General features: G+C 55.9%; 16 protein-coding genes. 7 read left to right on the top strand and 9 right to left on the bottom strand.

Features of this window, described 5'->3' with window-relative positions; all coding sequences use genetic code 11:
• Nucleotides 1–175: 175 nt before the first annotated feature.
• The 5 genes from H6G07_RS14290 to aroF all read right to left on the bottom strand — a co-directional run bounded on the left by H6G07_RS14290 (nucleotide 176) and on the right by aroF (nucleotide 5,753).
• Nucleotides 176–1,435, bottom strand: coding sequence for a hypothetical protein (locus H6G07_RS14290; RefSeq protein WP_073608815.1), 1,260 nt, complete (start codon nucleotides 1,433–1,435; stop codon nucleotides 176–178).
• 466 nt (nucleotides 1,436–1,901) lie between these two features.
• A complete protein-coding gene (locus H6G07_RS14285) occupies nucleotides 1,902–3,179 on the bottom strand; it encodes a BaiN/RdsA family NAD(P)/FAD-dependent oxidoreductase (protein ID WP_073608814.1) in 1,278 nt (425 codons plus the stop codon).
• Complete coding sequence (locus H6G07_RS14280) at nucleotides 3,176–3,835, bottom strand: MotA/TolQ/ExbB proton channel family protein (RefSeq protein WP_073608813.1); 660 nt, start codon at nucleotides 3,833–3,835, stop codon at nucleotides 3,176–3,178. The genes H6G07_RS14285 and H6G07_RS14280 overlap by 4 nt, the downstream gene beginning before the upstream one ends.
• Nucleotides 3,836–3,950: 115 nt before the next feature.
• Nucleotides 3,951–4,745, bottom strand: coding sequence for an LmeA family phospholipid-binding protein (locus H6G07_RS14275; protein ID WP_073608812.1), 795 nt, complete (start codon nucleotides 4,743–4,745; stop codon nucleotides 3,951–3,953).
• 105 nt (nucleotides 4,746–4,850) lie between these two features.
• On the bottom strand, nucleotides 4,851–5,753 hold the full coding sequence (aroF, locus tag H6G07_RS14270; RefSeq protein ID WP_073608811.1) for a 3-deoxy-7-phosphoheptulonate synthase: 903 nt from the start codon (nucleotides 5,751–5,753) through the stop codon (nucleotides 4,851–4,853).
• A gap of 577 nt (nucleotides 5,754–6,330) precedes the next feature.
• Here aroF and H6G07_RS14265 point away from each other — a divergent pair.
• A complete protein-coding gene (locus H6G07_RS14265) occupies nucleotides 6,331–6,492 on the top strand; it encodes a family 2 glycosyl transferase (RefSeq protein ID WP_139297048.1) in 162 nt (53 codons plus the stop codon).
• Nucleotides 6,493–6,522: 30 nt separating this feature from the next.
• On the opposite strand, the gene frr is transcribed toward H6G07_RS14265, so the two are convergent.
• Both frr and pyrH read right to left on the bottom strand, forming a co-directional pair.
• Nucleotides 6,523–7,083 (bottom strand): ribosome recycling factor, encoded by a 561-nt coding sequence (gene frr, locus H6G07_RS14260; RefSeq protein ID WP_073608809.1) that lies wholly within the window; start codon nucleotides 7,081–7,083, stop codon nucleotides 6,523–6,525.
• Entirely contained in the window at nucleotides 7,073–7,801 is a 729-nt protein-coding gene (gene pyrH / locus H6G07_RS14255; protein WP_073608808.1) for a UMP kinase, read from the bottom strand. Before pyrH ends, frr begins: the two co-directional genes overlap by 11 nt.
• A 61-nt stretch (nucleotides 7,802–7,862) precedes the next feature.
• On the opposite strand from pyrH, the gene H6G07_RS14250 reads away from it, so the two are divergent.
• Nucleotides 7,863–8,534 (top strand): diacylglycerol/polyprenol kinase family protein, encoded by a 672-nt coding sequence (locus tag H6G07_RS14250; protein ID WP_242026783.1) that lies wholly within the window; start codon nucleotides 7,863–7,865, stop codon nucleotides 8,532–8,534.
• Between the two features lie 145 nt (nucleotides 8,535–8,679).
• Nucleotides 8,680–9,165 (top strand): hypothetical protein, encoded by a 486-nt coding sequence (locus H6G07_RS14245; protein ID WP_199312085.1) that lies wholly within the window; start codon nucleotides 8,680–8,682, stop codon nucleotides 9,163–9,165.
• 158 nt (nucleotides 9,166–9,323) lie between these two features.
• Here H6G07_RS14245 and pip read toward each other — a convergent pair whose 3' ends face one another.
• Nucleotides 9,324–10,271 (bottom strand): prolyl aminopeptidase, encoded by a 948-nt coding sequence (gene pip / locus H6G07_RS14240; protein ID WP_073608805.1) that lies wholly within the window; start codon nucleotides 10,269–10,271, stop codon nucleotides 9,324–9,326.
• A gap of 358 nt (nucleotides 10,272–10,629) precedes the next feature.
• Nucleotides 10,630–10,965: a hypothetical protein gene (locus H6G07_RS27095; RefSeq protein WP_422393865.1), complete on the bottom strand. Its 336-nt coding sequence runs from the start codon at nucleotides 10,963–10,965 to the stop codon at nucleotides 10,630–10,632.
• On the opposite strand from H6G07_RS27095, the gene H6G07_RS14235 reads away from it, so the two are divergent.
• From H6G07_RS14235 to H6G07_RS14220, 4 genes are all read left to right on the top strand, one after another.
• Nucleotides 10,907–11,761 carry a hypothetical protein gene (locus H6G07_RS14235; RefSeq protein WP_073608804.1) on the top strand — a complete coding sequence of 285 codons (855 nt, stop codon included), beginning with the start codon at nucleotides 10,907–10,909 and terminating at the stop codon, nucleotides 11,759–11,761. The genes H6G07_RS27095 and H6G07_RS14235 overlap by 59 nt on opposite strands.
• A gap of 84 nt (nucleotides 11,762–11,845) precedes the next feature.
• The gene (locus H6G07_RS14230) at nucleotides 11,846–13,402 is read left to right on the top strand and encodes a bifunctional ADP-dependent NAD(P)H-hydrate dehydratase/NAD(P)H-hydrate epimerase (RefSeq protein ID WP_073608803.1); all 1,557 of its coding nucleotides are present in this window, start codon (nucleotides 11,846–11,848) and stop codon (nucleotides 13,400–13,402) included.
• Between the two features lie 5 nt (nucleotides 13,403–13,407).
• Nucleotides 13,408–14,040, top strand: a complete 633-nt coding sequence (locus H6G07_RS14225) for a rhomboid family intramembrane serine protease (protein WP_084173192.1) — start codon at nucleotides 13,408–13,410, stop codon at nucleotides 14,038–14,040.
• A gap of 60 nt (nucleotides 14,041–14,100) precedes the next feature.
• The gene (locus H6G07_RS14220; protein WP_073608802.1) at nucleotides 14,101–14,304 is read left to right on the top strand and encodes a hypothetical protein; all 204 of its coding nucleotides are present in this window, start codon (nucleotides 14,101–14,103) and stop codon (nucleotides 14,302–14,304) included.
• Nucleotides 14,305–14,321 lie beyond the last annotated feature (17 nt).

The raw sequence follows: 14,321 nt of genomic DNA, 5'->3' as shown, positions 1-14,321 counted from the left end.
CTCAGTGGGACGAAGACAACGTGCAACAAGTGCTGCGACAGCGGTGCGCGTATCTAAACAATTACTTCTCAAAATGAGTCTCGCAAGACTGGGATGCACCCTATACTTTTATCTACTCGGTTGAGCAAAAAACTATCTAAGGGCCGTGATCTGCACAGCCATTTTAATCTGAATGCTACAGCAGCAGGTTGCAAATGTCTCTTGCTATGTTTCTTCCTGTACGCCAATCACTAGGAGTTTTAGCAAAACTAATCGTGTATCGATTATCCCCGTGAAAAACAATTTTGTAGTGATTTTTTTCGGAAACTATCTCAAAACCCATGCTTTCGAGCGACTTTCTTGTTCTCGAATTCATGCGTGTGTAGTTTCGGAATAGATTTTGAACTTCCGTCTTGATAGCCTTTCCATTGTCACAGCAAATATTATTAGAAATAATGTCATCTATTATGTGTTGACTTCGGCTATTTTGACGAATATTTTCACGAGAGCCTCTGAGGGTGGCAATAATTATTTCCCTTCTCTCTTGCGGATAGAAATCTTCCTCTAATGATTGGAAGATGACTCTATTTTCTTGATCCACAATCAAATCAGTCATCACCATGTTTTGAGCTTCGATCCTGAATGACTGATTGAAACCTTCTTTCCTTCTCCTTCCCTTCCCACTTTCTTGAAATTCTTCTATTTTATTCTCTAGAATTTCATGCAATTTGTTGGTTAATTGATTCAGTTCCTCAGACTTTTCTTTTATAGTTTGCCTTAGCTCATCGGATTCTTCCCTTAAGAGATCAACTTCTAGTTCGGCTTCTTGCCTTAAGATTTCGATGTCCTGCTTGGCATTTTGTCTGAACTGCTGAATCTCTCGCTTTGAAGCTTCAGACTTCTGTTTGTATTTTTTTCTTAGGTTTTCTACTTCTCGCTCAGCTTTTTGCTTTAAGTATTTAACCTCTCGATCAGCTTCTTGTCTTAAACCCTCAATTTCTTGTTCAGCCTGCTTTTTTATGTCTTCTGATTCTTTCCTGGCTTTTTGCTTTAGATATCTAGCTTCTTGCCTTAGGGCTTCGATTTCATGGTTGGCTTCCTGTATTAAGCTCGCTTCTTTTTGTCTTGATTTGTTTATGTCTTCACAGTCTGCTTTAGTTTTATCTATCTCTGATTTTGATTCGGCAAACGAATTGACTTGTAGGCTATCAAGCTGTTTTTGAGAAAATTTTAACTGTTCTTGAAGATGTCTAATTCGGAGATCTGATTGCCTAAGCGATTCTTCGTGTTCAGCAAAAGCATTATATTTTTGTTGAATGGTTTTGATTTTTTTATTAGATTCTACTAACTCATGTTCGGCTATGAAAGTTTGATATCTCTGATTTTGAAGCTTTTTGAGCGTTAGGATTAAGGCTGCAATGAGTCCAATTGAAAGAAGTAAAAGTAGGTATGTCATGATCCTGATTGAAAAATGGCCGTAAAAATATTGCTATGTTTAAACAAAGTTTGAAGCCTTGAAATGAATCAAGTTAGCTTATGATTTCTATGGTCATATGTTTGTGTAATTTGAATGAATAAGAGCCTTATTCAGGCGTGAAAATCTTAGCTTGCAGGTCTTGGCAGAGCTAGGGGCCTTCACATCTCATAGTTAATGATCAAGGCTTCAAGCTTTAGTATAGTTATTCCCAGCTTGGGGCTTTGCCACCTCAAGTATCTTATCAACCACTCATTTTGTGTTCTATGGTTGATTCAGGTCACGTGTACTAAACTTATGGCACTTAGCCGTTTTTCTTAAGGGGTGACCAGGCGGAACTCAACATCTTGGCCCTCTCCGCAAATGTTGACTACACCTACGAACCGCTATTTCGAAACTCTAATGGGCCGGTTATGACCAACTCTCTGCTGCTGAAGTAGTGCTTAGTCTACTGACGCTGGGCTGCGGCCATGGCTTGCCCCGCTAGCCAGCCCGTAGTCCAGGCGTTTTGAAAGTTGAAACCGCCTGTGATGCCGTCGATGTTGAGAATTTCACCTGCTAGGTAGAGCCCTGGGCAGCGACGGCTCTCCAGGGTTTTGAAGTTGACCTCAGGTAGAGGAATGCCACCACAGGTGACAAATTCATCTTTGAAGACGCCTTTGCCTGCGATCGCATATTCCCCCCGCGTTAGCTCTGTCACCAGCGCTTGTACCTGCCCCTTAGACAGGTCGGCCCAGTTTAGCTGAGTGCTCACCTTGGCCCGGTGCTGAACCAAATACTGCCACAGCCGCCGCGACAGTTCTGGAAACGGTGAAAACGCCGCCACCTGCCGCTTGCCCTGCTCTTGCTTGAGGCTGGTTAGCTTTTGCCGCACCTGGTCTTGCTTGAGGGCCGGTAGCCAGTTCACCGTCAGCGTCGCTCGATAGCGCTGGCGGTGCAGCCCCACCGCCCCATACGCAGAGAGCTTGAGCACCGCCGGACCGCTCATGCCCCAGTGGGTAATTAGCAGCGGCCCGCTCTGGGTAAGCGCCGGGGAATTTTCCAGCCCCAGGCTGAGGTGGACGGTCTCAACCGAAACTCCCGCCAGGTCGTGCAGCACCGGGTCAGGGATGTTGAAGGTGAATAGCGAGGGCACGGGCGGCACCAAGTCGTGTCCCAGCTTGAGGGCCAGGCGGTAGCCACCAGGGCTGCTGCCGGTGGCCAACAGCAGGCGATCGCAGTGCCACTCGGCCCCAGCCCGTGTCGTCAGCCAAAAGCCCTCGTCGTCGTGGTGAATTTGGGCGATCGCCTGGCTGGTGTGAATTTTGATGCCTAATCTGTGGGCTTCCCCCAGCAGGCAGTCAACGATGGTGCCCGAGTCGTCGGTGGTCGGGAACATGCGGCCATCGGCCTCGGTTTTGAGCCGCACCCCCCGCTGCTCAAACCAGGCCACCGTGTCCTGGGGCTGAAAGCGGCTGAAGGGGCCGCGCAGGGAATTGCCGCCGCGCGGGTAGTGGTTCACTAGCACCGCTGGGTCAAAACAGGCATGGGTGACGTTGCAGCGCCCGCCGCCCGAAATTCTCACCTTGGCCAGGGGGGCGCGCCCCGCCTCAAAAATATGGATAGACTGGCCAGGGTTGGCTTCGGCACAGGCGATCGCCCCAAACAGCCCCGCCGCCCCAGCCCCTACTACAATCACTGCCGCACGCTGGGCTGATCCCGACGGCCTAAGACCACCATCCCTCATGGCAGGCTCCCCGGCAAAAAGACATTGGAACTTATCGACCCCTGGCGCTGGGCGCGGCGATGAAGAATCTCTAGCTTGCCCCCCGCCTCTTGAATGAACGCCCGCTGGCGGCGATACAGCCCCTGAAACAGGTTGGTCAACAGCAGCGCGACGAGAGCAACTACCAGCCCCGCCGCCGTAGAGATCAGGGCTTCGCTCACCCCAGCGGTAACGCCACTGGCGGCGGGGCCACCGGTATCGCCCAGTTTCAGGGTCGAAAACGTCTGCATCAGCCCGAGCACCGTCCCGAGCAGCCCCAACAGCGGTGCAATCCCCACCACGGTTTCAAACAGGGTTTGGAAGCGCTTGAGCACCGGCAACTCGGCCTGGGCGGCACTCTCTAGGGCCAGGCGAAATTCTTCGGGGGTGGCATCGCTCAGGGTGAGGGCGGCCAGAAAAATGCGGGCAATGGGCAACTGCTGGTGCTGCTTGAGTTTAGCGATCGCCCGCTGGGGATTCTGGTTAAACGTATTGAGTACCTGGGGCACCAGCCCTTGCTGCTCGCGGCCAATTTGTAGCCAAAACCAGCTTCGCTCCACAGCAAGGGTCAGGGTCAGCAGCGAACACAGCAGCAGCGGCCACATGACAACGCCCCCTGCCGCAAACCAGTTACCCATAGCGCCGCTGCCCTAACCCAAGAACCCAACTATGATACTGGCCTTGGTCGATTTACGGTTCAAGGTAAAGGGCACAAGGCTACCCCTTGAACCACAGACCTAAAACCCTCATCCCCTACACTGTGCCGGGAAAGTGTTCAATCTGGGCATAGCCGCTAAATACTAGCTGTTTACCCTGGGTTTCTAAGCGGTTGACCCGCAGCAGCACCCCGTCGAGGTTAAAGCGCTCTAGGTCGACCATGCGGTTGAGCACCTCTGCAAAGCCTTTGGTTAAAGTTTCTGAGATGGATGTCAGCGCTTCGGGAACACCCTCGGGCAAAAATTCTGCGTTGGCGAAAATAATTCGCCGCCGCTTTTCGACCGTGACCTGGGCCGACATTTGAATGGGTACATCCTTGTGGTTGGGCAAATCGGTCTTAGCCGTAATCTTGACGGCCTGGTTGGGCAGCAGCGTGATGTTGATATCCCGAAAGGTGACCGGGTCGCCCCCCGAGAGGGAGGTGACCGCCTCATCAGTGACCCCTTCGAGGTGCTGACGCACCAGCTCGGCCTCAAAGGCGCGGTTGATGGCGTCTTCGTTTAGCGTCACCTGGGCCACCGCCTGGGTGGGCTGGCGCAGGCGAATTTTGCCGCCGATCGCTGAGCCGACGTCAATCGACACCGTATCGGTCTCAAACATCATCTCGGACGCCTCAAATTCTTTGCGAATGACGAGGCCGCGACCTTCCATGCGAAAGCTATCGATGGTGCCCTGAAGCAGCTTGCTGGAGGGAGAGCAGCGCACCGCTACTTCCACAGCATCGCTGCGGCTAAATAGGTGACGCAGCGACTGGGTAGCCACAGAGTTAATCATCCTTTCGCCAAAGTCATTGGATCCTTTGGACTGAAACCCGGTAAAGCCACCAAACATAGAGGTTATTACCAACCTAATTCCCCTTATGTTGTAACAAAATATGAAGCCCAATGACAGCGGTCTTTGCTAATGGCACCTATTGCGAATGCTGATGAGGCTGATTTAGGCGGCGATCGCAGTTCCTGCCAGAGGCCGATCTGACGCCTTGAAAGCAGTGGCACCAGCGATCGCGTCACCATCGGTGGCTAAGCGGCGACCCAGAGCTGCCGCAATGGGGTCGAGGCTGCGGGCTAGCAAAACCATCTCCTCTAGGGTAAGGGCTTGGCGGGCATCTGACACAGACTTATTGGGCACCGGGTGGCACTCGACGATTAGCCCATCGGCCCCAGCGGCGATCGCCGCCCGCGCCAGAGCAGGTACTAGCTCGCGCTTACCGGCGGCATGGCTGGGGTCTACCATCACCGGCAGGTGGGTGAGTTGTTTTAGGGCCACTACCGCCCCCAGGTCAAGCACATTGCGGGTGTAGGTATCAAAGCTGCGAATGCCCCGCTCGCAGAGAATCACGTTGGGGTTGCCGTGGCTGAGAATGTATTCCGCCGCCATGACAAATTCTTCGACGGTGGCGGCCAGCCCGCGCTTGAGCAGCACCGGCTTGTCGATGCGGCCCAGGGCCTTTAGCAGGTCAAAGTTCTGCATGTTGCGGCTGCCCACCTGCAACACATCCACCTGGGCCACCATCGCGGGAATTTGATCCATGGCCATCACCTCAGAGATCACCGGCATCTGAAACCGCTGCCGAATGTCGTCTAAAATCCGCAGCCCGGCCTCTCCCATGCCCTGGAAGGCGTAGGGCGACGTGCGCGGCTTGAAGACCCCGCCCCGCAGCGCCTGCACGGGGGTGGGGGCCAGATGGTGGGCCACCTGCTCCATCTGCTCGGCGCTTTCGACAGCGCAGGGGCCGCCCACAATCAGTAGGGTGTCGCCACCAATGGCGACGGTATCAGTGAGGGCCACCACCGAGCGGTGGTCAGGGCTAGATTTACGGGTCAAAACGGCGTCTTTCATAGTGAAAAAAGGGTAAAGAACGGTTTGGGGGTTGAAGAACAGGTCGCAGTAGAAAACAAAAAACCCGAAGCTTGCGGCTCCGGGTCAGGTAAAGGGCATAGGAAGACCTATCACCACAAGCCTGACCCGGTGGTGTAAAAAAATCCGTAGTACCAATTGGTGATGGAGATTTGCATAGCGGTTAAAGAAAACAGGGCTAAGGGATCAAACAAAAAACAAAACCGCAGAGGGTAAGCTCTGCGGTTCACAAGGTTGGCAACACAAATGGTGCTCACGACCTGTGAACCGACGGCTGCCACCAAAAATAAAATGCTCTTACGGTCGCGGTCATTGCTGGAGAAAGACTGAAACGTATCTGCAATCTAACAGGGCTGCCAGGGAGCGTCAACCGGGGTGAGAAAATTCAGTTGTGCCTAGCCCAGAATCTCCGGCAGGTTGCCGGTCTAAGTTCGTGGATTTCTCGGAGTACATCCTCAGTTGATAAACCTAGGATGAGGACACTTGGCCTGCATGAAGTCATCGTAAAGTCAGGCCTGTCAACGCACCAACGCTTCAGACCGCCATTAGGGAAATCACCATGATTTGGGAACTTTGCGTTCGCTACGCCAATGGTCGAGAGACCGTTTTAGATGTGTTTCAAAGCCAAGCCATCGCCCAAAACCAAGTCGATAAGCTCTACGCTGATGGCTACCCTATGCACTTTGCCTATTTTGTCAGACCTAAAGGCGCGACCTCGTAGAGACACGAGGGATCGCGTCTCCACAAGCCATCACACAGTCATAATGTCTTTTTCTTTGGCGGCTAGGGCTTCGTCGAGCTTGGCGATGTACTTGTCGGTGAGCTTTTGAATTTCATCCTGGGCATCGCGCGACTCGTCTTCGGAGATATCGCTGGCCTTCTCTAGCTTTTTGACCGCGTCGATGCCGTTGCGGCGCTGGTTGCGAATGGAAACGCGGCCTTCTTCAGCTACTTTGCCCGCCGTTTTGACAAATTCTTTGCGGCGCTCGCTGGTCAACGGTGGAATGTTGAGGCGAATTACCCGGCCATCGTTGTTGGGGGTGAGACCCACGTCAGACATCGAAATGGCTTTTTCGATGGTGGTGAGGCTGCTGGCGTCGTAGGGCTGAATCATCAGCGTGGTGGAGTCAGGGATGGAGATGTTGGCCATCTGCCTGAGGGGAGTCTGGGCACCGTAGTAGTCAATCTCGATGCGATCGAGCAGCGAGGAATTGGCGCGCCCCGTGCGAATGGTGTTGAAGTTGCGCTGGGTCGCCTCGATAGACTTCTGCATCTGGTCTTCGGTTTCGAGCAAAATATCGTCAACTGACATCACAAGACTCTCCTACAATCGTGCCGATAGATTCGCCCATCAGCGCCCGCTTGATGTTTCCCGGCACTGACAGGTCAAATACCATGATAGGGATGTTGTTGTCCTTACAGAGGGCGATCGCGGTGCTGTCCATCACTTTTAGATCGTTCTGCAGCACATACCCGTAGGTGAGGGTGCGAAAGCGCTTGGCGTTAGGATTAATTTTAGGATCAGAATCGTAGACGCCGTCAACCTTGGTTGCTTTGAACACCACCTCGGCGTTGATCTCCGCCGCCCGTAGCGCGGCGGTAGTGTCGGTAGTAAAGAAGGGATTGCCGGAGCCTGCCCCAAAAATAACCACCCGGTTTTTCTCCAGGTGGCGAATGGCACGGCGGCGGATGTAGGGCTCGGCGACCTCTTGCATGGCGATCGCCGTCTGTACCCGAGTCGGCACCCCCATGCGCTCTAGCGAGTCTTGCAGGGTCATGGCATTCATTACCGTGGCGATCATGCCGATGTAGTCGGCGGTGGCTCGATCCATCCCGGCAGCGGAGCCTTTAATGCCGCGAAAGATGTTGCCAGCACCCACCACCACGGCGATTTCGATCTCTTCTTTAATCACCTCGGCGATCTCAGCCGCGATGGTTTCTACTACGTTAGGATCGATGCCGTAGTCCATGTCGCCCATAAGGGCTTCGCCGCTAAGTTTTAGCAGCACTCGCTTATAAGGTTTATCCATAGGAAGTTGGTGTAGTAAGGTCTAGAAGTCCCACACCACTATACTTGCTTCCCCTGCCATGATGGCTACTGCGCTTGTGCAAATTGGACTGGTAGCCGCCTGGCTGGCAGTAGTTGGGGGAGTGGCTGAAGGGGTGCGTCGCACCGGCCACTTCGCTACCGAAATTACCCGAAAAATCGTCCATATTGGGGCAGGTCACGTAATTTTGCTGGCGTGGTGGCTGCATACTCCCGCTTGGATGGGTATAGCGGCCTCTGTCGTGTTTAGCGGCGTAGCACTGCTGTCGTACCGGCTGCCAATTTTGCCGGGGGTTGACGGTGTAGGTCGCAACAGTTTGGGTACTTTTTTTTACGCTGTCAGCATTGGGGTACTGACAGCAGTTTTCTGGCCCTTGGGCCTACCGCAGTACGCTGCCCTTGGCATTTTGGTCATGACTTGGGGAGATGGTTTGGCCGCCTTAGTGGGGCAAAACTTTGGCCGCCATCCCTACAAGATTTTTGGCAACCAGAAGAGTTGGGAGGGTAGTTTGACCATGGCCCTGGCTAGCTTGCTGGTGGTTTTGCTGGTGCTGGGGCTGACGGCGGGGTTTACTGGGGCGGTGTGGGCAACGGCGGTGGTGGTGGCGATCGCCGCCACCCTGCTCGAAACCCTCTCGTTCTACGGCCTCGACAACCTCACGGTGCCGCTGGGGAGTGCGGCTCTAGCCTATGGGCTGATGGGTTGGATGGGTTAAGGGCGTGAATTAGCCGACGCCAACCCGGATATCGTCAGGGCAATTGGCACTTCGTAAAGGATGTGTTAATCGCTGGTTTTTTCGTACTATCAAGTAGTACAAGTTGTGCGTTGGTCGAAGATTGGCCTAGGAGTGGATAAACCCCGTGAATGCCGCCTCTTCCTCTACTTTAGACCTCACAGATCGCGTGTTGACCATGGCCAAAACCGGGGTCTACCGCCAGTCAGTGTTTGAGGCTTTAGGGCCAATCGCTACCCGGCGGCAAATTCGCGATGCGATCGCCCAGGCCAAACAGTTCGGTCTCTACACCGTCTCCGCCCTGCGGGATGACGAGCTAGGTACCTACTATCAGGTCGAGGCGGCCAGCTACGAATCATTTCAGGCCGCCTCGAAGACCTTAGCGGCCCGTGCGCCCTCAGACGATTTAGCCAGCCAAGTGGTAGCTACCCACGATGCCCTACGGGCTATGCTGACCACCGTAGCGAGCAGCACCCTGGGTTTGGCAATTCTGGGTGGATGGTGCTTGCTCGACGGGCAAACCCAGCTAGGCCGGGGGCTGTGGCTAGGAGCCATAGTCGCCGGAGGGCTGTGGAGCGTGCAGCGGTGGATTGCCCGGCGGGTATTGGGATAGTGGGGGAGAGGGTAGGCAGGTGGATGGGTAAAGTGCAAAATTCAAAGTGCAAAATTTTGAACTCTCAATTTTGAATTTTGCACTTATCTACTCAGCATCTACAGTTCCTCATCCCCCTATCTTCTCAACTTCCTCATCTTTGCCCTCTCTCACTTTCCTCACCGCCGCGCAAACTCATCCGTCGCCTCAATCAGCGCATCGGCAATACCTGGCTCCATAGCTGAATGGCCGGCCTCTTGCACCATGACAAATCGGGCTTCGGGCCAAGCCCGGTGCAATTCCCAGGCGGTGGTGGCGGGGCACACCACATCGTAGCGACCCTGCACAATGACGCCGGGAATGTGGCGAATGCGGTGTACCTGGCTGAGGATGTGGTCGTCGGTTTCGAAAAAGCCGCGATTGATGAAGTAGTGGCACTCGATGCGGGCAAAGGCGACGGCAAACTCGTCTTCGCTGAAGTGGTGTAGCAGGCCGGGGTCTTGCACGAGCTTACTGGTGCTGGCTTCCCATACGGCCCAGGCGCGGGCGGCGGTCAGTCGCTCTTTGAGATTGTCGCTGGTGAGGCGGCGGTAGTAGGCCTTGACCAAATCATGCCGCTCGCCCTCGGGAATGGGGGCGAGATACTGCTCCCAAGCATCGGGATAGATGAAGCTGGCCCCTGACTGGTAAAACCAGCTAATCTCTCGCTGGCGCAGGGTAAAAATGCCGCGCAAAATTAGCCCCTGGCAGCGATCGGGGTGGGTTTGAGCGTAGGCCAGCGCTAGGGTGCTGCCCCAACTGCCGCCAAACACGGTCCATTGGTCAATACCTAGATGAACGCGAATTTTCTCGATGTCGCTAACCAAAGCCCAGGTGGTGTTGTCTTCTAGATCAGCGTGGGGCAAACTTTTGCCGCAACCCCGCTGGTCAAACAGCACAACGCGCCAGCGATCGGGATCAAAAAACTGCCGGTAGGTCGGGTTGCTGCCACCTCCCGGCCCGCCGTGCAAAAATATCACCGGTTTACCCTTAGGGTTGCCGACCTGCTCTACGTAAAGCCGATGCCGTTCTGATACCGCTAAGTATTCGGCATGGTAGGGCTCAATGGGGGAATAGAGTTGGCGCATGGCAGTGGTGTGAACGCGTTCCGCAGACGGAATGAGCCCACACTATAGCCCAGTGGTCCTGGCTCTGGTTAGAGCGGTTTGAAGACTTACTTCCTTCTCGATCGCAGATACACGACTGAGTGCGGAGGGATGGGTCTGACCCAGTACAGTGTTCTGATCAGAGTTTTTGCTATGGTCATCCCCAGGAATTATCGACGACTCCTGGGGTGAATCTTTACCACGTGCCATTCCCCCGTATGTGGATTGCGCTGGGTTGTAAACGGATTGGTTTTGAGGGGTTTGCCGCAGGGCTTAGCCATAGCGCTTACTGTTGCAGGTTGCATCTATGGTAAGAAATGTCACAACCCCCACGGGTGACTCATAGGCATCTGTTCCGGTGATGTTGCAGCTTGTAACCGGTGATTTGCATCACAGAAGCAGTGGATAGTCTGTGCCAGCTAAAAGATTGGGCTGGAACGATGCGGTTTTTCAAATCTGCGCTAACATCCTCAAGGCATATAGAGGACGGGCAAAAAGTCGTTGATGCTTGACCGTCTACCGGTTCACCATACGAGTAATGGGCAGGAGTCGTGATGGCAATGCAGAACAGTTGGTTGGGGATATGGAGTAGCTGCGGGCGCAGGCTGCCCCTAAAGATGGCAGCGGTGGTAGCGATCGCCGTCACTGCGGTAATTAGCACGGCGTCCCAGGGCATGACCCAGGGTTATGAAGTTGTGCCGCCGCTACCCGCTGGGGCGGTACCTGTGCCTGGGGCGGCTATGCCCCAGCAGGTGCCCCCCAGCAGTGGCCAGCAGTATTTAATCTACGTTGGCGACACCAGCGACGCCACGCTAAGCCAGGTGCGTCTGGTGGAGCCGACGGCCTTTCGCACCTCGTTTCAGGGGCGATCGGTGATTCAGGCGGGGCGGTTTAACATGACCGGCAATGCCCAGCAGCGCATTACCGATCTAGGGGCGCTTGGGGTCAGGGCTGAGATGGCCCAGGTAGCGGCGGCTGTGCCCTACTATTCTCAAACGGCTGCGCTGCCCAACAACGTTTATGCGTCCAATGGCGATTTGCCACCCCTGCCCGATGCGGCGTTTCCCCAGGCTGCGGTGACGGCTGTGCCCGTGCCAGCCCTGCCGCCGGGTGTCGCCGCGCTGCCTTCGACTGCGGGGAATGTGGAGTTTGGTCAAGAACTTAACTATGGCGTGCCGGCTGCGCCTCCCGCTGGGGAAATCATGGCGCCCCCGACATCGGCTCCGCCAATGACTGAGTCGGCTAGCGCGCCCTATTATGTGGTCATTCCCACCGACGCTTCAAGCTTGGGCACTGTGAGCAGTCAGGTGATTCAGCTCGGAACCCCGCCTGATCGCGTGCAGCAGCGCACAGAACCCCGTGGCCCCCACGTCGCAGTTGGCCCCTTTGCCGATCGAGGCTTGGCTAACCGTTGGAACGATTTCTATCACCAGTCAGGCCTGGGCAACAGCCGGGTTTTCTTTCAGCGATAGATACGGCTAGGCGATAAACCCATAGGATCAATAGGCGATGGATTGCATTAAAAGTCCGTCGCCTATTGTTTGTTTGATAAGCCCATGAGCTGTGAATTTCGCGATCGCATTGTCACCGCTGAGCAAATGCGGGCCATTGAAGGCCGCCTGTTTGAGGCCGGTATGCCCGTAGCCGCGCTGATGGAAAAGGTGGCGGGCCGCATTGCCGCCTGGGTGGTGGGTCAGTTCCCGCTCCAGCGCTATCCTCGGATCGCTGTGGTGGCGGGGCCAGGTCACAACGGCGGCGACGCTTTGGTGATAGCTCGGGAATTGGCGGCGCAAAGTTATCAGGTGCAGGTGTGCAGCCCTGCCGATCGCCTGAAGCCCCTGACAGCTGACCACCTGCGGTTTATAGGGTATTTGGGCATTCCAGTGGTGAAGGCGGTGGAAACGCTAGATCCCTGGGATGTGCTCATTGATGGCTTGTTTGGCTTCGGCCTAGAGCGCTCGGTTGAAGGTGCTATGGCCGACGCGGTGGCAGCGATCAATGCGGCAAATCGTCCGGTGGTCAGCATTGACCTGCCCTCGGGGCTGCACACCGATACGGGTGAGGCGTTAGGTATTGCAGTGCAGGCCACCCATACCCTCTGTCTGGGCATGTGGAAGCGGGCCTTTTGCCAAGAGGAATCGCTGGCCTACCTAGGGCAGCCCCATTTGATTGGTTTTGATATTCCCCCCCAGGCCATAGAGGCCGGGTTGGAGAACGTCCCCTCGGTGTGGCGGGCCACCCTGGCGACCATCCGCGAGAAACTACCCCTGCCGCGCCAGCCCAACACCCACAAGTATCGAGTGGGGCATTTGCTGCTGGTGGCCGGGTCGCGGCCCTACGCCGGGGCAGCTTTGTTAGCGGCGTTGGGGGCCAGAGCAAGCGGGGTGGGGATGCTGACCCTGGCGGTGCCGGAGTCGCTAAGGTTGATGGTGGTGGCTCAAATTCCTGAAGCGCTGGTGGTAGGTTGCCCAGAAACTACAGAAGGGGCGATCGCCCATCTGCCCGACACCCTAGACCTGAGCCGCTACAGCGCGATCGCCTGTGGCCCAGGGCTGAGCCGTCACGCAGGGAAAGTGGTGAAGGCCGTTTTACAGAGCCAGACACCGCTGTTGCTCGATGCCGATGGCCTCAATGGCTTAGCGGATCTAGGCACGATTGAGACCTTGAAACAGCGGCAGTCACCCACAGTGCTAACGCCTCACCGAGGCGAGTTTAAACGGCTGTTTCCTGAACAGCTAGAGAATTCTGGGGACGGCGGTGCGGCGGTGCAGCAGGCTGCTGCCCAGAGCGGAGCGGTGGTGCTGCTAAAGGGAGCCTGTACGGCGATCGCCCATCCCAACGGCACCCTTTGGTACATTCCCGAAAGCACCCCGGCGCTGGCTCGGGGCGGCAGCGGCGATGTGCTGACCGGCTTAATTGGCGGTCTGCTGGCCCAGGCGATGGCCTCAGATGCCGACGATTCCTTTAACTCAGCTCTGGATGCGGCGCTTGTGGGAGCCTGGTGGCACGGTCAGGGGGCTCGTGCCGCTGCCCGCGATCGCACCGAACTAGGGGTCGATGGCACCCAGTTAGCTCAATACTTAAATCCGGTGCTGGCCCAGGTGCTAGCCTGAAGGGCGTGAGTTTAGTTGCGGCTGCGATCGCCTTGTTTTCCTTCGACCAAATCGTTTTGCCCGATGGCTTTCGCCAGGGAATTTCGCTGCTGGCCTATCTGCTGGTGCTGATGTGGGCACTGGCCGTGGTGGATTTTGTCACCGGGCGGCGGGTATTGAACAAACTCAGCATCGCACCCCGCAGTTTAGACGGGCTGCCGGGTATTGCGGTGGCCCCGCTACTCCATGGCGACTTTGGCCACTTGGCGGCTAACTCTGGCCCTCTGGTCATCTTGGGCACCGTGATTTTGCTTCAGGGGCTAGAGGTGCTGGGGTTAGTCACGGTGTTTTGCTGGGTGTTTAGCGGTGTGGGCATTTGGCTGCTGGGCCGCCCCGGCACTCGCCACCTGGGGGCCAGCGGCGTGGTGTTTGGCTACCTCGGCTATCTGCTGCTGCGGGGCTATTTTGAAAGAAGTCCAGGGGCGATCGCCGCTGCTGTAGTCGTCGGCCTGCTCTACGGCAGTGCCCTGTGGGGGCTGCTGCCACTCCAGCGCGGCAAGTCATGGGTGGGCCATGGCATGGGCTTTTTGGCAGGTGCGATCGTCGCCCGCAAACTCGACATCATGTTGGAATGGGTACGGTACAACTCAGGCTTTTAGCCTCTGCCACCAAAAGCTGGCTCTGCCCTCTTCGTTCTTACCTTTTCTCTCTTTCGCCCCATGGCCGACTCCCCCTCCCACTTCACCCCCGACGAGCTAGAACGCTGGCGTTTTGGCCTGGCCCAGGCTAACCTCAACAACATTCTCTGCCACTGCCGCGACTGCGACGAGACCTGGATGGCCTCCGACGACGAGAATCTGGTTTGCACCTGCGGCAGCCGCCGGGTCGAGCACATCCCCTGCTGGCAATTTCCCGATGGCTGAGGGTTTTGTTGACTGAA

Source organism: Phormidium tenue FACHB-1052, assembly GCF_014696675.1.
Taxonomy (GTDB): Bacteria; Cyanobacteriota; Cyanobacteriia; order Phormidesmidales; family Phormidesmidaceae; genus Nodosilinea; species Nodosilinea tenuis_A.
This window is presented reverse-complemented; position numbering and strand designations above follow the sequence as displayed.